The sequence below is a fragment of the Zavarzinia marina genome, from assembly GCF_021568905.1.
Taxonomy (GTDB): Bacteria; Pseudomonadota; Alphaproteobacteria; order Zavarziniales; family Zavarziniaceae; genus Zavarzinia; species Zavarzinia marina.
In genome coordinates, this window is sequence record NZ_JAKGSB010000001.1 from 234475 (window position 1) to 251239 (window position 16765).

Genomic DNA, 16765 nt, shown 5'->3' on the forward strand with positions numbered 1-16765 from the left:
GGGCGAGGGGCCTTGCGCGCTCTCCCTCGCCCTGCTTGCGGGGAGAGGGCCGGGGTGAGGGGCTTTCGCCTTAAGCCGAGACGCCCTCGACGTACCAGTCCATGCCGAGGAGGTCGCCGTCCGCCAGGGCGGACCCTTCGGCGACCTTCACTTCGCCCTTCTGGTCCTTGATCGGGCCCGCGAAGGGATGGAGGCTGCCGTCGATGATGCCGGCCTTGATCGCTTCGCATTCCGCCGCCAGGGTCTCGGACACGGCGTCGCTATAGGGCGCCAGCGACAGAAAGCCTTCCTTCAGGCCGTGCCATGTGTTGGCGGTGGCCCAGGTGCCGTCCAGCACCGCCTGGGCGCGTTCGATGTAATAGGGGCCCCATTCGTCGACGATGGCGGTGACCTGGGCGGTCGGGGCGAAGGCCTTCATGTCGGAGGCCTGGCCGACGCCCAGGATGCCGCGCTGCTCGGCGATCTGGAGGGGGGCCGGGCTGTCGGTGTGCTGGGTCATGAAGTCGACGCCCTGGTCGATCAGGGCCTTGGCGGCATCGCCTTCCTTGCCCGGGTCGTACCAGGAGTTGATCCAGACCACCTTCACCTCGGCCTCGGGATTCACCTTGCGGGCGGCGATGGCGGTCGCGTTGATGCCGCGCACCACTTCGGGGATCGGCACCGAGGCGATATAGCCGATCTTGCCGGTCTTCGACAGCGAGCCGGCCAGATGGCCGACAACGGCGCGGCCCTCGTAGAAGCGGGACGAATAGACCGAGACGTTGGGCGCGGTCTTGAAGCCGGTGGCGTGCTCGAAATAGGTGTTCTTGAACGTCTTCGCCACCTTCAGCGTCGGCTCCATGTAACCGAAGGAGGTGGTGAAGATCAGCTTGTTGCCGTCGGCGGCGAGCTTGCGGATCACGCGCTCGGCGTCCGGGCCCTCGGCGACATTCTCGACATAGGTGGTCTTCACCATGTCGCCGAATTTCGCCTCGACCGCCTTGCGGCCGAGATCATGGCCGTGGGTCCAGCCGAAATCGCCGATCGGGCCGACATAGACGAAGCCGATCTTGAGCGGGTCCGCCGCGCTCGCCTTGTGGAAGGGACCGGCGGCGAGCGTCAGGCCGGCGGCGGCGCTGCCGGCGAGGAAGGTGCGGCGGTCGATGCGTCTGATCATCTTGGGCTCCGAAGGTGGTTCAGAAGGGGAACGGGTGGAGGAACGGATCAACTCGCCGGGCGGAACGGCTTGCCGAGGCAGGCCGGGGCATCGAGGCGCCCGCGCCAGGGGCCGGCCGAGATCACGGTGAGCACGATGATGGTGGCGAGATAGGGCAGCATGTTCATCACCTGCGCCGGGATGCCGATGTCGCCGCCACCCTGGAGATAGAGCTGGAGGATGGTGACCCCGCCGAAGATATAGGCGCCGCCCAGAACGCGCCACGGCCGCCACGAGGCGAAGGCGACGAGGGCCAGGGCGATCCAGCCGCGGCCTGCCGTCATCCCCTCCACCCACATGGGCGTGTAGGAGAGGGAGAGATAGGCCCCGGCGAGGCCGGCGGTGAGGCCGCCGAAGAGCACGGCGAAATAGCGCACGCGAATGACGTCATAGCCGATCGAATGGGCCGAGAGGTCGCTTTCGCCGACGGCGCGCAGGATGAGCCCGGCACGGGTCTTCTTCAGGAACCAGGCGACGGCGACGGTGATCGCGACCGAAAGATAGACCAGGATGTCGTGGCCGAAGATCAGCGGCCCGATCACCGGCAGGTCGGACAGGCCGGGGATCGACAGCGAGGCCAGCTTGTCGACCGGGGTGCCGATATAGTCGGCGCCGATCAGCGACGACAGGCCGATGCCGAAGATGGTGAGGGCAAGACCGGTCGCGACCTGATTGGCCATCAGGGTGAGGGTGAGGACGCCGAAGGCCAGCGCCATCACCATGCCGCCGATCATGGCGGCCAGAATGCCGAGCGCGGGCGAACCGGTGCCGACCGTGGTGGCGAAGGCGATGACCGCGCCGACCAGCATCATGCCCTCGACGCCGAGGTTGAGGACGCCCGCCTTCTCCGAGACGAGTTCGCCGATGGCGGCAAGCAGCAGCGGCGTCGCGGCGGCGATCACCGTCAGCAGCATGGCGAGTATCGTGTCGAGGCCCATGGCTCAGATCCCTTCGACCGCCGGCTTCACCACCCGGACCCGGTAGCGTACCAGGAAATCGGAGGCGAGCAGGAAGAACAGCAGCATGCCCTGGAAGACGCCGGTCACGGCCTGGGGCAGACCCAGGTTGATCTGGGCATTCTCCCCGCCCATGTAGGACAGCGCCATCAGCATGCCGGAGCCGATGATGCCGAGGGGATGCAGGCGCCCGAGGAAGGCGACGATGATCGCGGTGAAGCCGTAACCGGGCGAGATGTTGGGCACGAGCTGGCCGATCGGGCCCGAAACCTCGAAGGTCCCGGCAAGACCGGCCAGCGCGCCGGTCAGCATCAGGCAGAACCAGGTCAGCCGGGTCCGGTCGAAACCGGCATAGCGCGCCGCCGCCGGCGCGGAGCCGAGGGTGCGGATCTGGAAACCGATGATGGAACGCGACAGCAGCACCCAGCCGGCGACGGCGATCGCCAGGGCGACGACGAAGCCGAGGTGCAGGCGCGTCTCCTCCCAGATGATGGGCAGGGTGGCGCTGTCGGTGAACATGCGCGACTGCGGGAAATTGTAACCCTGTGGATCCTTCAGGGGCCCGAACACGAGGACGGAGAGGAACAGCGTGGCGACATAGGTCAGCATCAGGCTGGTCAGGATCTCGTTCACGTTGAAGCGGGTCTTCAGGAAGGCGGGAATGGCGGCATAGAGGGCGCCGCCCGCAAGCCCCGCCAGCGCCATCAGGGGCAGGATGTAGATACCCGCCTCGTCCCAGAAGGCGAGCGCCACGGCACCGCCGCAGACGGCGCCGACCGTGAGCTGCCCCTCTGCCCCGATGTTCCAGATGTTGGCGCGATAGCCGAGCGCGAGGCCGATCGCGATCATGATCAGGGGAGCGGCCTTCACGCAGAGTTCGGAGAAGCCGTATTTGGTCTCGAACGGCGAGAGGAAGAAGACATAGAGCGACTCGACAGGGTCCGAGCCGAGGATCATGAACACGAAGAAGCCCGCCACCACCGTCGCGGCGACGGCGATGAAGGGCGTGAGATAGAGCATCCGCGTCGAGATCTGGCGCCGGGCTTCGATCTTCAGGGCCATGTCAGGCGGCTCCCTTCGCGTGGGCATCTTCGGGGCTGCCGTGGATGCCGCCCATCAGGAGACCGATTTCCTCGACCGAGACGGTCGCGGCGGGCATGGCGTCCGACAGCGCGCCCGCGTTGATCACCGCGATCCGGTCCGAGAGGGTGAGCAATTCGTCGAGATCCTGGGAAATGACGAGGATGGCGCTGCCGGTCGCCGCCAGATCGACCAGGGCCTGCTGGATCGTGGCGGCGGCGGCGGCGTCGACGCCCCAGGTCGGCTGTGCGACGACCAGGATCTCCGGCTTCTGCAGGATCTCGCGCCCGACGATGAATTTCTGCAGATTGCCGCCCGAAAGACTGCCGGCGGCGGTTTCGGTGCCGGGGGTGCGGACGTCGAAGCGCTTGATCACCTCGGCCGCGAAATTGCGCGACTTGCCCTTGTCGAGGAAACCCGCCTTCAGAAAGCCCATGCGCTTGTGGGCGGACAGCATGGCATTGTCGGTCAGGGACATGTCGGGCACGGCACCATGGCCGTTCCGCTCCTCCGGCACGGTGCAGAGGCCGAGCTTGCGCCGTGCGGCGGGGCCGCTGCGGCCCACGGCCTTGCCGTCGATGGTCACCGTGTCCGCGCTCGCGGCCTTGCGCTCGCCGGCGATGGCGGCCAGCAGGTCGCCCTGGCCGTTGCCGGCGACGCCGGCGATGCCCAGGATCTCGCCGCCGCGGAGCGCCAGATGGATGTTCTTCAGGGGCACGCCATGGGCCATTTCCGGGGCCATGTTCAGACCCTTCAGGGTCAGGCGCACGGGGCCCGTGTCCTTCCCCGCCTCCCGCCTGGCGACGCTGCGGAATTCGGCCCCGATCATGAGCTGGGCCATGCTGCGCGCCGTCTCCGCCTTCGGATCGCAGGCGGCCACCACCTTGCCGCCGCGCAGGATGGTGGCGGCGTCGCACAGCTCCTTGATCTCGTTCAGCTTGTGGCTGATGTAGAGGATCGAGCAGCCCTCGGCCTTCAGCTTGCGCAGGGTCTCGAACAGCTTGCCCACTTCCTGGGGCGTCAGCACCGAGGTCGGCTCGTCCATCACCAGAAGGCGGGGGGATTGCAGCAGGCAGCGCACGATCTCGATGCGCTGGCGCTCGCCCACCGACAATGTGTGGACTTCGCGGGCCGGGTCGAGCGGCAGGCCGTAGGATTCGGAGACGTCGCGGATGCGCTTGGCCAGCGCCGTCCGGTCCTTGCCCGGGTCGTCCATGCCCAGCGCCACGTTCTCCAGCACCGTCATCGCCTCGAACAGCGAGAAATGCTGGAACACCATGCCGATGCCCAGCGCCCTTGCGGTATGGGGATTGGGGATGTCGACCTCGCGCCCGTCCCAGACGATCTCGCCCGCGTCGGGTTTCAGGATGCCGTAGATCTGCTTGACCAGCGTGCTCTTGCCGGCGCCGTTTTCGCCGAGAAGGGCATGGATCTCGCCGGGGGCGACCTCGAAGCCGACGTCGCTGTTGGCGATGACGCCTGGAAAGGCCTTGGTGATCCCGCGCAATTCCAGGCGCGGGTGCTCCTTCACGACGTCGTGTCCAGGCTCCATGCCAACCACCCCCCTGACGTCTCCTAAAGGCGACCCCTGTCTCAGCAGTGCAACATATCGCAACGCACCATGGCAACCGCCGCGCGGCGCAATAATGTTTTTCGGCTTTTCGGGGCAATCAACGAAGTTGATCCGGAAAAAACCGATCAGCGGTCCTCAAGCTTCCAGTCGCCATCGACCAGAACGAGAGAAAGGGTCAGGGATTCCGGGATTTCGCCGTCCTCCGGATCCCGGAACAGGACGACGGCGCGGCTGTCGTGAAAATGCACTTCCGGCTCGAGGCGCGGCAGCAGCGCGATCAGCGCCCGGCCGGTGCTGCGCGCGGTGGCGGCATCCATCCCGGCCATCAGATGGAGCAGTTGCGTGGCCGAGGGCGCCAGACTGTCGAGCACGGCGGGATGGTCGCCGGCGGCCATGGCTTCGGCGAAGGCCAGATAGGCCCGATAGGGGGCGGAGCGGCGTGCTTCGGTGCCGGTCGCCGCGCCGGTCAGCGGAAAGGCGTTGATGGGCGCGGTGAAGGAGATCAGGTCGTCCAGGCCGAAGAAGCTGCCGCTGATCGAGCGGTCGCCGATCGCCAGGCTTTCCAGGGGAATCGTGTTTTCCGTCATGCGGATGCGGTCGTCGCCGTCGCGGTAGGACGCGTAGAGGTAGACTTCCTCGCGATTGTCGACGTCGATCTCCAGCATGACCACCGGATCGCGGGCCCGGACCGCATCGGCCTGCAGGGCCGAGAGGGAGGAATAGGCGCCCGCCGACCAGGGCGGGATGGGGCGGTCGTCCATGACCACGCGAATGTAGCTGATCGAGGAGACGGGGTCGGTCGCCGGGGTGTGGACGGCCGCGACGGCGTGGCGAAGCTGGAAGTCGCCCATCCGGCCTTCCGCATGTCCGCCAAGCTCCGTCGCCCGTGCGCCGCCCGAGGCGAGCACGATGACGGCGACCCAGCCGATCCGTCGCATTTTCAATCGTCTCGCCCTTCTTTCGGCCGCCGCGCCCCTATGCCTGCGCGCCGCCAGGTGCCGCGCCCTCAGGTGCGCCCCCGCGCGACATGCGCCCCCATGGTGCGCCCCCACATGGTGCGCCCCCATGCGGCCTTCGTGCGATGCCCCGCGGGGCATCCAGGGCCCATTGTCGCCGCGGCCCGCGTCGGGAGCAAGCGGGACGATCCCGGGTGGCGGCGTTTTGCGCCGGCCGGGAAGGTCGCCACGGGGGCATTCCGTTTCACCAATTGACCTCGTTTCTCCGAATTCCCGATTGCTTTGGCACCGCAACAATCAAAACGAGTCAAATTTCGGGCAATGACGGCGAGAAAGCATCTGACTTGGGTTCTTTTTGTGGCCGGTGGATTCGCCCTTGGTGTATTCATGAACCAATGTCGATTCTTCTTCTCGAAGGGGCTTAGGGATGTCGTCGACGCGCATTGCCGGGGTGGCCTTGACTTTGGCGCTCGGGCTTCAGGGGTGTTCGATGTTCGGGGGCGGCAAGCCGGAGGCGGCCGCGACGACGCCCGTGCCGGCGGAGAAGCCCGTCGTCACCGCGGCGCTCGAGCCGGAAGTGACCGGCCCGATCGTTCCGGGCGGCCCGCCCATGCCGCGCCGCAAGCCGACCGCCGCCGCCGGTACCACCGGTGCCGTGCCGCGTCCCGCCTTGCCGGCCCTGCCGGTGGCGCCGGGTGCGCCGCGTATCGGGCCGGGCGCCGTGGTGGTCGCCGACAGCGTCGCGCCGAAGGGCTGCCGCAAGCCGGCCGAACTGACCGCCGACGATGTCCGCCGCCTGCAGACCGAATTCATGGTCGCCGCGCTTCGCTGCCACAAGGTCGAGGGGCTGGGCATCGCGGACAAATACAACACCTTCGTCCGCACCTTCTCCAAGGAAATGGTCTCCCAGACCAAGACCCTTCAGACATTGTTCCGCCGCGAATACGGCGGTTCGCACATGCGCCACTTCGACACCTATGTCACCGCCCTCGCCAATGAAGTCTCGCAGCGCAGCCAGCGCGTTTCCGGCTATTGCGAGAAGGTGGCCGGCCTCCTCGACGCGGTGAACCAGGTGAAGCCGAAGGACATCGGCAGCTTCTCCAACAATGCGCCGATCATCGTCCGGACCAGCCTGACCAAGCAGTGCTCCTGAAGGGGCTCCCGGTTTCAGGGCCGGGGGAGTAAACGAAAGGCGCGTCCGACCGGGCGCGCCTTTTCCGTTGGGGATCCGTGGATGGTGCGTGCGCTGGAGGCCTTCGTCCCCCTTGCGGCGTGAGGGCGCTCGGGCGGCGATGCCCTGCCAAGAGCTCGTCTCCCCGCCGCGGGCGGAGGCCCTTGCGGGCGACGGCATGCCTCTCGCCACGAAATCCCGGCCTTCGCCGGTCCGACCCTTTCCATTCCCCTCAGCGTGAGGCCGGGAAGACGGACCATTGCCGGCGAGGGGGAACGGGCGGCATTCGGCTTCGGGCAAAAAGAAAGGGCGCCGGAAACCCGGCGCCCGATCCCTTGCCGTGCTGCTGGAATTACTGCAGCACGATCTCGACGCGGCGGTTCTGCGGCTCGCGGACGCCGTCGGGGGTCGGAACCAGCGGCGCGCTTTCGCCCTTGCCGATGGTGACGATCTCTTCCGGCGCGATGCCGAGGCCCATCAGCACGCTCTTGACCGCTTCCGCGCGACGGACCGAAAGACGCTGGTTGTACAGCGGCGGGCCCGAACGGTCGGCGTGGCCGGTCAGTTCGATGCGGGCGGTGCCCAGGGTCTTCGCGGCGTTGGCGGCGTCCATGATGATGGCGTTGGCTTCCGGCGTGATCGCGACCGAATCCCAATCGAAGAACACGATGTAGGAACGGACGATCGCGGGCTCCGGCGCCGGGGCCGGGGCGGGGGCCGGCTCGGCGACCGGGACGACGCCCGTGCCGAAGTTGTAGCTCAGGCCGGCCATGATGTTGTGGCTGGCGTATTCGCCGTCGACCGAACCAAAGGCATTGCTGCTCCAGGTCGGATCCAGGGTCGCGAAGTAGCGGTAGTCGACGAACAGCGACAGGCCGGTGGTGATCGCGGCCTTCACGCCGACGATGCCCTGATAGGCGAACTGCACGTCGTCATCGGTGGTCGAGGCGGGCGTGCCACGGCGGATCTTGTCGGTATAGACCCAGGCGGCGCCGATACCCGCACCGATGTAGGGGGTGAAGCGCGAGGAATTCTCGAGGTCGTAGAGGGCGTTCAGCATGAGCGCCAGCGCCGAGAGATCACCCGTGGCATTGGCGCCCTGGATGCGCGACGCCTCGTTCTCGCGGTAGGACACTTCGGCCTCGACCCGGATCCGGCCGAAGTCATAACCCATGGCACCGCCGGCGGCCCAGCCGTCATCGGTCACCATCTTCTTGACGGCGCCCGGCGGCGTCGGGCTTTCGAAGTCCAGCAGCGGCTGGGTCACATAGCCGCCGAAGGCACTGAGGTAGGGGCCGACGCGGTCGGCGTGCGCGGCAGTACCGGCGACCAGGATCGCAGCGGCACTGACGAGACCCAGGGAAAGGCGCATGGCAATTCTCCGTTTCGACTTGTTCTATATTCGTCCTAACACGAAAGGGACGGCCGGAATCTCCGGTAAGATCCGACCGTTCCTCTCTTTTTCAAGCCCGCCGGCGCATGGTCCACCGACGATACTCGACTTTGTGCGCCTGCCTTACGGCAGCACGATCTCGACGCGGCGGTTCTGCGCTTCGCGGACACCGTCCGGAGTCGGAACCAGCGGGGCGCTTTCGCCCTTGCCGACGGTCGAGATCGAGTCGGGCGCGACGCCCAGCGCGATCAGTTCGGCCTTCACCGCGTCGGCGCGACGCAGCGAAAGGCCCTGGTTGTAGCGGGTGCTGCCCGAACGGTCGGCATGGCCGGTCAGTTCGATGCGGGCCACGCCCAGGGTCTGCGCGGCGGAAGCCGCGTCGCGGATGATCTGCGCGGCATCCGCCGTGATCACGGTCGAATCCCAGTCGAAGAACACCATGTAGGAGCGGGCCACTTCCGGCGGCGGCGGCTCGGCCACCACGGGGGCCGGCGGCGGCGGCGGCGGCGGGGCCGCCGGCGTGCCGAAGTTGTAGCTCAGGCCGGCGGTGATCGTGTGCTGCTCGTATTCGAACTTCGCGCCGCCGAGATCGGTCTCCAGGGTGCGGAAGTAACGATAGTCGACGACGGCCGAAAGGTTCTCGGTCACCGAGATCTTCGTGCCCGCGATGCCCTGATAGGCCAGCACGGTGTCGCTCTCGTCGCTGACGTCATCGTCCAGGTTCGCGGCGCCCATGCCGAAGCCGAGATAGGGGGTGATCACCGACTCGTTCTCGAAGTCGTACAGCGCATTGATCATGCCGCTGATCGCCTTCAGGTTGTTGTCGGACAGGCTGCCGGTGACGCCGCCGAGCGTGATGGTGTCGTATTCATTGTCGCGATAGGCGCCTTCGAATTCGATGCGGGCGCGGCCGAAGTCGTAACCGACCGCGGCACCGCCGACCCAGCCATCCTCGAAGGAAACGTCGGCTTCGGTGCCGGGCGCGACTTCGAAACCAGTGTCCGGATTGATCGTATATCCACCGAAGCCGGTGATATAGGGACCCGAGACCATATCGGCCTGCGCGGCCGCACCAGTGACGAGAATGGCGGCAGCACTAACCAGACCAAGGGCAAGTCTCATGACCGTCTCCGTTTGATAGATACAATTTGTAAACCAGTTACCAACATAATCTCGTGAGACGCACCGGGCACACGGGATTCTAACCCAGAATCCAAGACATCCGCCCAATTTGAAGCATTAACAGCAGGCACGAGCGGTCTAATCGCCGACGACGTGTTTCGGGGGCAATGTATTCTCACCCGGCCCGAAGCGACAACATCCGAATGCCTGCAGGCCGGCCCCCGGGCCATCCGAAGGTCGAGTGTTGCGGCGTCGCAACAGAAGCGGGCGGGGGCCCGGTGCAAATGCACGGATTCGATGGGCCGAAGCGGCCGTTCGGGAAAGGGGCAGGCGCGATGCGCATTTCGTTCGCGGTCATTCTCGGGCTCTCCGGCGCCGTCGTCGCGGCCTGCGATTCGCTAGCGCCCGCCTCGACTTCCTGGCCCGGCGACGACCGTGCCGCCTATGACGACATGATGACTCGAACCCGCTGCGACCGCAGCCTCGGGACGACCGACTGCGCTGTCGCGCCCGCCCCCATGCGGCCCGTGGCAACCGTGCAACAGCCCGCCGCCGCCGAGGCGCCGGGCCCGGCGAAGCCCGTCCCCCTGGTCGAGATGCCGCCCGGCGAATGAGCGCCGGGGTTCAGTTCCGCCGCACCCCGAGGCGGGCCGCCAGGGCGGCGACATAGCGCCGGTCCTGACCGTCCAGGGTCCCGGCGGCCAGTTCCTCGGCATATTCCTTCACTTCGGCGCGGGTCTCCGCGCCCAGTTCCGGCAGGTCGAGAAGCGATTGCAGCAGCCGGCCCACGGTTTCGTCGCCTTCGTCGAGGACGACCGGCGCCCCTTCCTGATCCTCGCCGTCGATGTCGATCGCGCCATGGTCGAAATCGGCCATGAAGGGAGCTTCGGCCCGTGCCGGGTAGACGATCGCGTCCTCCCAGTCGAGACCGCTTTCGGCCAGGATGGCGGTGGCGCGGCGGGCGGCGTCCAGGGCCGTGGCATCGTCTTCGTCGGCCATTTCATGCAGGGCATCGACAAGCCTGGTTCGGCGTTCGCGGTCCATCGTCGGCTCTCCCAAGGGGCGTCGGCGGCGCATGTCCAGAATCGCCGCATCCGGATCATGATAGTGTCTCGGGCGCGTGCTGGGCATCCCGCATGTGGATTTCCGCCCGCGCCGGGTCCCGGTTCGCGCCGGTCTCCCGCGCGTCAGAGGGGGTTGCGTTTCCCTCCAAACCTGCCGATGGTGTCGCCGCCATGAAGACGAAGCCGCATTTTCCGCCGAAATGGACGATCGCCGCCTGCGCCGCGCTCGGCCTCGGGCTGGCGTCGCCGCTCGCCGCCGCCGACCGCGCGGTCGGCGAGAAGGCGATGGCCGCCGGCGACTTCGCCGCCGCCATGGAGCATCTGCTGCCGCTGGCGGAAGCGGGCGATCCGCTCGCCCAATTCGATGTCGGCGCCATGTACGACAATGGTCTCGGCGTCTCGGCCGACCCGGTCGAAGCCGCGCGCTGGTATCAGCGCGCCGCGCGCCAGGGCGATCCCTCGGCCATGTTCAACCTCGGCGTCATGTATGAGGACGGCATCGGCGTCGGCCGCGACCCGGTCCAGGCCTATGTCTATTTCGCCCTGGCGGTGGAACAGGGTCCGCCCTACGCCCAGCGCAACCGCGACAAGGTGAAGGCCGGCCTGAGCGCCGACGAACTCGCTCGCGGCGAGGACATGGTGCGCAATTTCAATCCCGTCCCCGAGACGGACGGATCGCCCCGATGAGGCGGCCGTTCAACCCTGCGCGGCGTTGGCGGGCCCGCCGGCGCCGTCCCTTCACCGATGTCGGCTTCCGGCCGATGGCGCGGTCCGGCCATGCCTTCGGCGACGATCAGGCCTGGGTCGAGGCCGACGTGCTGAACACGGCGCGCGAACTGGTCGACCACTACGGCCGCGAGGCCAGTTCCGTCGCGGTCATGCGCGCCGCCGAGTTCGCCGCCCTCGGCGACGACGAGAGCCATGCCGCCTGGGAGGCGGTGCTGCTCGCCATCGAATATCTGCTGGCGGCCCGGCCCGCGCTTCGCGGCGTTCACTGATACGCGCAAGACCTGCATTGGACGCGTGGGGGCATGACGCCCGCACGGATTGACCGCGCGTGCCGCGGGGCCGTTCACTGCCGGGGCATCCGACGATGTCCGCGCGGCGGAACGACGAGGGCACGAGGGCCCAGCCATGGCGAACGACAACGAGAACAATGCAGCCGGCCATCCGCTGGCCGGGGCCGGTTTCGCCGTCGCCGCCTATCTGACCTGGGCCCTTCTGGCGCTCTACTGGAAGCTGCTCGCCCATCTGCCGGCGTTCGAGGTCATGCTGCACCGGGCGGTCTGGTCCGTCCTGTTCCTGCTCGGCCTGCTCGCGGTCATGGGGCGCCTGCCGGCGCTGCGCGCCGCGCTTCGCGAACCGCGCCGGCTTCTGGTCTATGCGCTGACGGCTTCGCTGCTCGCCGTCAACTGGTACATCTTCATCTGGGCGATGGGGACCAATCAGGCGCTGGAAGCCAGCCTCGGCTATTACATCAACCCGCTGGTCAACGTGCTGCTCGGCGTGGTCATCCTGCGCGAGCGCCTGTCGCCGGTGCGCCGTTTCGCCGTCGGCCTCGCCGCGCTCGCCGTCGTCGTGCTCGGCTTCTCGCTCGGCGTGCCGCCCTATGTGGCGCTGACGCTCGCCTTCACCTTCGGGCTCTACGGCCTCCTGCGGAAGATGGCGCCGGCCGATCCACTGGTCGGCCTCGTCATCGAAAGCGCCTGGATGGCGGCCGTGGCGCTGCCCTGGCTGGCGGTATTGCAGGTGAAGGGCACGGCAGCCCTCGGCCATCACGGCTTTTCGACCGATGCGCTTCTCGTGCTGGCGGGGGTGGTGACGGCGGTGCCGCTGATCTGGTTCAACGCGGCGGCCAAGCGCCTGGCACTGTCGACCCTCGGCCTGTTCCAGTATATCGCGCCGACGGGGATGTTCCTGATCGCCGTCTTCGTGAATGACGAGCCCTTCGGCACGGCGCAGCTCGTCACCTTCGCCCTGATCTGGACCGCGCTCGGCTTCGTCGCCGCCGAATCGCTCCGCGCGCGGGAGGCGGTGCGCGGCTGAGCGCGCACCGGCCTGATTTCAGGCCGCCCTGGCGGCCGCCACGCTGTCGTAGATCGCCTTCTCGAAGCCGAGGTAGCCCCCGACCGAGGCCGGATCGGCGAAGGGCAGGATCTGGGTCGCCCAGAAGCCGCCGAGGCCCTGCTCCCGGTCGATCCAATAGAACAGATTGGCGAGACCGGCCCAGGCGAGCGCGCCGGCGCTGCGCCCGGTCGGTGCCGGTTCCTCGTTCACCATGAAGCTCAGCGCCCAGGACTTCGGCATGCCGGGGAAGAATTCGGCATCCCGCGTCAGGGTCGGGATGGCGCTGGCGAGCGGCGTCACCTTCAGGTCGCCGAGGCCGTTCCGCGCCGCCATGGCCACGGTCTCGGGCTTCAGCACGCGGCCGTTCTCGCCGGCGCCGTCGTTCAGCCACATGCGGATGAAGCGGCCGTAGTCGCCCACGGTCGAATGCAGGCCCGCGCCGCCCAGTTGCACCTCGGGTTCGTTCGGCAGGCGCAGTTCCGGCATCGGCACCAGGCTGCCGTCCTCCATGCGCTGGTGGATCGTGGCCATCCGCGCCTCCATGTCGGGGCGGCGGGTGAAGCCGGTGTCGGTCATGCCGAGGGGCTGGAAGATCCGCTCCGCCATCACGGTGCCCAGGCGCTTGCCCGTGATCGCCTCGACGATCAGGCCGCACCAGTCGATGCTGATGCCGTATTGCCATTTCTCGCCCGGCTCGAAGGTCAGCGGCGCGTCGAGCGAGGCGCGGGCGCAGGCGATGATCGGCGGCAGGCCCGTCTTCTCCTCGTAGTCGCGGAGGTTGGGGCAGAAGAAGCTGTAGCCGAAGCCCGCCGTGTGCAGCATCAGCATGCGGGTGGTGATCTCGCGCTTCGGGGCGCGCAGGCGCGGATTGCCCTCGTCGCAGAAGCCGTCCAGCACCTGGATGTCGGCGATCGCCGGAACATAGGTGCGGGCGGGCGCGTCGAGGTCCAGCAGGCCGTCCTCGACCAGTTGCAGGATCGCCGTTCCCGTCACCGCCTTGGTGCAGGAGAAGATGGCGAAGACCGTGTCCTCGGTCATCGGCGCCGGATCGGCCAGGGACCGGCGGCCGGCCGCCCCCGCGTAGATCGTGCCTTTCGCGTCGGTCGCCAGGGCGACGACACCCGGGACACCACTGTCGGGAACGCCACCGGTACGCGCGACCGTGGCGGCCAGCACCGCGTCGGCGGCGGCTTTCATGTCCTTGGGCATTTTTTCTCCCCTTCTCGCGCCCTCATGAACGCGGGACGCTGAGAGGAGGGTAGCCGCGGTCCGACCGTTCGTCGGCCCCCCTTACGGGTGGAGATCAATCCTCGATGTCGCGCTCGCCCTGGTTCACGTCGCGCATGCGCGCGATCGCCTCGTCCCCGGCGATCAGATGGGCGAGCATGTCGGGCGCGGCCGGGCCATCGCCCCGGATCAGCCGTTTCAGGCGCGCGCTGGCGTCCCGCGACTGATCGGCCAGGCGATGCGCCATGATCAGGGCGGCATCGAGGGCGAGGTCGGGCGCCATCTCCTGGGCGATGCCGAGCTGCATCGCCTCGATCGGCGAGACGGTCCTGCCCATCAGCATCAGCTCGAGCGCCTTGGCCGGCCCGACCAGCCGCGCCAGATGCCGCGCGCCGCCGCCCAGCGGCACGAGGCCGATGTTCGCCTCGGGAAAGCCGATCGTATAGTCGCCGTCCTCGACGATCCTTATGTCGCAGGCAAGGGCGATGTCGAAGCCGGCGCCGATGCAGGTGCCGTTGACGGCGGCGATGAAGGGCAGGGGGCTCCCCTCGATCCGCGCGAGCTGATGCGCGAAGGCGGTGATCGCGGGCAGCGGATCGTCGCCCGGCGCCACGCTGGCGACGCGCAGGTGGCGGCCCATGTGTTCCAGTTCCGGCACCGAATAGGGCCCGGCGAAGACGCCTTCGGTGCCGCCGGTGACGACCACGGCGCGGGCGCGCGGCGCGGCCTCCACCGTATCGAGGGCGCGGGCGAGATCCGTCACGACCAGGGCGTCGATCAGGCCGTCGGGCGAATTGTCCAGGGTGATGATGGCGACCGAATCCTCGATCCGAACCGAAACCTGGGCCATGAAGTCCTCGCGTCAGCGTTCAACCGGAGGCGAGATAGCGGACGGCCGCATCCCGCTCGAACAGATAGAGAAGCACGCGCAGCGCCTCGCCGCGCGGGGTCTTCAACTGCGGATCCTGATCGAGGATCAGCCGCGCGTCATCATGCGCGATTTCCATCAAGGGCAGATGACGGTCCATGTCGACCAGGCGGAACTCGGGCACGCCCGATTGCCGCGTGCCCAGGATTTCGCCGGCGCCCCGGATCTTCAGGTCCGCCTCGGCGATGACGAAGCCGTCGTCGGTGTCGCGCAGGGTCTCCAGGCGCTGGCGCGCGGTCTTGCCCGCACCGTCCGCCATCAGCAGGATGCAGAACGAGGCGGCGGCACCGCGCCCGACCCGGCCGCGCAACTGATGCAATTGGGCCAGGCCGAAACGCTCCGCCTGTTCGATCACCATCACCGTCGCCTGGGGCACGTCGACCCCGACCTCGATCACCGTCGTCGCGACCAGGAGTTTCAGCCGCCCCTCGGCGAATTCCTGCATCACCCGGTCCTTCTCCGCCGCCTTCATGCGGCCGTGGACGAGGCCGACCAGGCCCGGGAAGCGCGCCGACAGATGGGCGAAGCGATCCTCGGCCGCCGCCGCGTCGGTGGTCTCGGATTCGGTCACCAGGGGGCAGACCCAATAGACCTGGGCGCCGCCGGCCATGGCCCGCTCGACCCCCGCCACCATCTCGTCGAGCCGGGACAGGGAGACGACACGGGTGTCGATCGGCTTTCGCCCCGCCGGCTTCTCCATCAGGCGCGAGACGTCCATGTCGCCGAAGGCGGTGAGGGTCAGGGTGCGGGGAATGGGCGTCGCGCTCATCACCAGGACATCCAGCCCGTCGTCGCCCTTTGCGGCGAGCGTGAGACGCTGGTCGACGCCGAAGCGGTGCTGTTCGTCGATGACGGCGAGGCCGAGATCGCGATAGACCACCTCGCCCTCCAGCAGGGCATGGGTGCCGATCAGGACGTCGATCTCGCCCGCCGCCAGATCGGACAGGATGCGCCGGCGCCCGGCGCCCGTATCCCGCGCCGTCAGCACCGCGAGGCGAAGCCCGGCCGCCTCGCACAGGCCCGCCAGGCTCTTGCCGTGCTGGCGCGCCAGCAATTCGGTCGGCGCCATCAGGCAGGCCTGGCGTCCGGCCTCGACCGCGATCGCCATGGCGAAGAGCGCCACCACCGTCTTGCCGGCACCGACGTCGCCCTGCAGCAGCCGCAGCATGCGCAGGGGCGCCGCGAGGTCGCCCGCGATCTCGGCGATCGCCTGTTCCTGGCCGCCCGTCAGGCGATAGGGCAGGGCCGCGCGCAATTTCTCCTGCACCACGCCGGTGCCGACGACCGGCCTTCCCCGCGTGCGCCGCAGGCGCCGCCGCACCAGGGCGAGGGCCAGTTGATTGGCCAGCAGTTCGTCATAGGCAAGGCGCAGCCGCGCCGGCCCGTCGGCCGAAACGTCCTCGGCCGTCTCCGGCCGATGGACCCTGGTCCAGGCCTCGAACCAGGCGGGCCAGCCCTCGCGCCGCATCAAGGGCCCGTCCAGCCATTCCGGCAGGTCGCGCGGCGCATGATCCAGCGCCGCGCCGACCACCCGCGCCATGGCCCGCGCCGTGATGCCGGCCGAAAGCGGATAGATCGGGTCGATGGGCGGGATCTTGGCCGCGTCCTCGGGCGCCACCACATAGTCCGGGTGGGGCATCTGGCGCAGCCCCTCCCAGGTCTCGACCCTGCCGCTGACCAGGCGCATGGACCCGATGGGCAGCAGACGCGTCAGCCAGTCGCCCTCCGCCTTGAAATAGACGAGCTGCATCTCGCCGGACGCATCGCCGACGGTCACGCGATAGGGCTGGCGCGGGCCGCGTCCCGGGCGATGCGACAGCACCTCGACCTCGATGGTCGCGATCTCGTTCACCGCCGCCGTCATGATCGTCGGCCGGGCGCGGCGGTCCACCAGGGCGAAGGGCAGATGGAACAGCACATCCACCACCCGCTCACCCCCGACGGCCTTGGCGATCGGCTTCGACGTCTTCGGCCCGACCCCGGAAAGGCCGGTCAGCGACGCGAAGAGGGGCAGGAGAGAGGCAGGGCGCATG

Annotated in this window: 16 protein-coding genes; 5 read left to right on the top strand and 11 right to left on the bottom strand. The window is 68.3% G+C overall.

Features of this window, described 5'->3' with window-relative positions; genetic code table 11:
- Positions 1–70: 70 nt before the first annotated feature.
- The 5 genes from L2U69_RS01080 to L2U69_RS01100 form a co-directional block, all read right to left on the bottom strand.
- A complete protein-coding gene (locus L2U69_RS01080) occupies positions 71–1156 on the bottom strand; it encodes a BMP family ABC transporter substrate-binding protein (RefSeq protein ID WP_236104499.1) in 1086 nt (361 codons plus the stop codon).
- Positions 1157–1203: 47 nt separating this feature from the next.
- Positions 1204–2133 (bottom strand): ABC transporter permease, encoded by a 930-nt coding sequence (locus L2U69_RS01085; protein WP_236104500.1) that lies wholly within the window; start codon positions 2131–2133, stop codon positions 1204–1206.
- A gap of 3 nt (positions 2134–2136) precedes the next feature.
- Positions 2137–3213 (bottom strand): ABC transporter permease, encoded by a 1077-nt coding sequence (locus tag L2U69_RS01090; protein WP_236104501.1) that lies wholly within the window; start codon positions 3211–3213, stop codon positions 2137–2139.
- 1 nt (position 3214) lies between these two features.
- The gene (locus tag L2U69_RS01095) at positions 3215–4783 is read right to left on the bottom strand and encodes an ABC transporter ATP-binding protein (protein WP_236104502.1); all 1569 of its coding nucleotides are present in this window, start codon (positions 4781–4783) and stop codon (positions 3215–3217) included.
- 146 nt (positions 4784–4929) lie between these two features.
- A complete protein-coding gene (locus L2U69_RS01100; protein ID WP_236104503.1) occupies positions 4930–5742 on the bottom strand; it encodes a hypothetical protein in 813 nt (270 codons plus the stop codon).
- A 508-nt stretch (positions 5743–6250) separates the two neighbouring features.
- Here L2U69_RS01100 and L2U69_RS01105 point away from each other — a divergent pair.
- A complete protein-coding gene (locus L2U69_RS01105; RefSeq protein ID WP_236104504.1) occupies positions 6251–6913 on the top strand; it encodes a hypothetical protein in 663 nt (220 codons plus the stop codon).
- Between the two features lie 370 nt (positions 6914–7283).
- Here L2U69_RS01105 and L2U69_RS01110 read toward each other — a convergent pair whose 3' ends face one another.
- Together L2U69_RS01110 and L2U69_RS01115 are read right to left on the bottom strand one after the other, a co-directional pair.
- A complete protein-coding gene (locus L2U69_RS01110; protein WP_236104505.1) occupies positions 7284–8303 on the bottom strand; it encodes an OmpA family protein in 1020 nt (339 codons plus the stop codon).
- Positions 8304–8447: 144 nt separating this feature from the next.
- Positions 8448–9446: an OmpA family protein gene (locus L2U69_RS01115; RefSeq protein ID WP_236104506.1), complete on the bottom strand. Its 999-nt coding sequence runs from the start codon at positions 9444–9446 to the stop codon at positions 8448–8450.
- Between the two features lie 335 nt (positions 9447–9781).
- Here L2U69_RS01115 and L2U69_RS01120 point away from each other — a divergent pair, with 335 nt between their 5' ends.
- Positions 9782–10060 (top strand): hypothetical protein, encoded by a 279-nt coding sequence (locus tag L2U69_RS01120; RefSeq protein WP_236104507.1) that lies wholly within the window; start codon positions 9782–9784, stop codon positions 10058–10060.
- A gap of 10 nt (positions 10061–10070) precedes the next feature.
- Here the strand turns inward: L2U69_RS01120 and L2U69_RS01125 are convergent, their stop codons facing one another.
- The gene (locus L2U69_RS01125) at positions 10071–10490 is read right to left on the bottom strand and encodes a hypothetical protein (protein WP_236104508.1); all 420 of its coding nucleotides are present in this window, start codon (positions 10488–10490) and stop codon (positions 10071–10073) included.
- Positions 10491–10681: 191 nt separating this feature from the next.
- Between L2U69_RS01125 and L2U69_RS01130 the strand changes: the two genes are divergently transcribed.
- The 3 genes from L2U69_RS01130 (at position 10682) to rarD (ending at position 12556) form a co-directional block, all read left to right on the top strand.
- The gene (locus L2U69_RS01130; protein ID WP_236104509.1) at positions 10682–11197 is read left to right on the top strand and encodes a tetratricopeptide repeat protein; all 516 of its coding nucleotides are present in this window, start codon (positions 10682–10684) and stop codon (positions 11195–11197) included.
- Positions 11194–11508 (top strand): hypothetical protein, encoded by a 315-nt coding sequence (locus tag L2U69_RS01135; RefSeq protein ID WP_236104510.1) that lies wholly within the window; start codon positions 11194–11196, stop codon positions 11506–11508. The genes L2U69_RS01130 and L2U69_RS01135 overlap by 4 nt, the downstream gene beginning before the upstream one ends.
- 136 nt (positions 11509–11644) lie before the next feature.
- On the top strand, positions 11645–12556 hold the full coding sequence (rarD, locus tag L2U69_RS01140) for an EamA family transporter RarD (RefSeq protein WP_236104511.1): 912 nt from the start codon (positions 11645–11647) through the stop codon (positions 12554–12556).
- 18 nt (positions 12557–12574) lie between these two features.
- On the opposite strand, the gene L2U69_RS01145 is transcribed toward rarD, so the two are convergent.
- The 3 genes from L2U69_RS01145 to recG all read right to left on the bottom strand — a co-directional run bounded on the left by L2U69_RS01145 (position 12575) and on the right by recG (position 16764).
- The gene (locus L2U69_RS01145) at positions 12575–13786 is read right to left on the bottom strand and encodes a serine hydrolase domain-containing protein (RefSeq protein WP_236104512.1); all 1212 of its coding nucleotides are present in this window, start codon (positions 13784–13786) and stop codon (positions 12575–12577) included.
- 94 nt (positions 13787–13880) lie between these two features.
- Positions 13881–14654, bottom strand: coding sequence for an enoyl-CoA hydratase/isomerase family protein (locus L2U69_RS01150; protein ID WP_236104513.1), 774 nt, complete (start codon positions 14652–14654; stop codon positions 13881–13883).
- 19 nt (positions 14655–14673) lie between these two features.
- A complete protein-coding gene (gene recG / locus L2U69_RS01155; RefSeq protein ID WP_236104514.1) occupies positions 14674–16764 on the bottom strand; it encodes an ATP-dependent DNA helicase RecG in 2091 nt (696 codons plus the stop codon).
- Position 16765 lies beyond the last annotated feature (1 nt).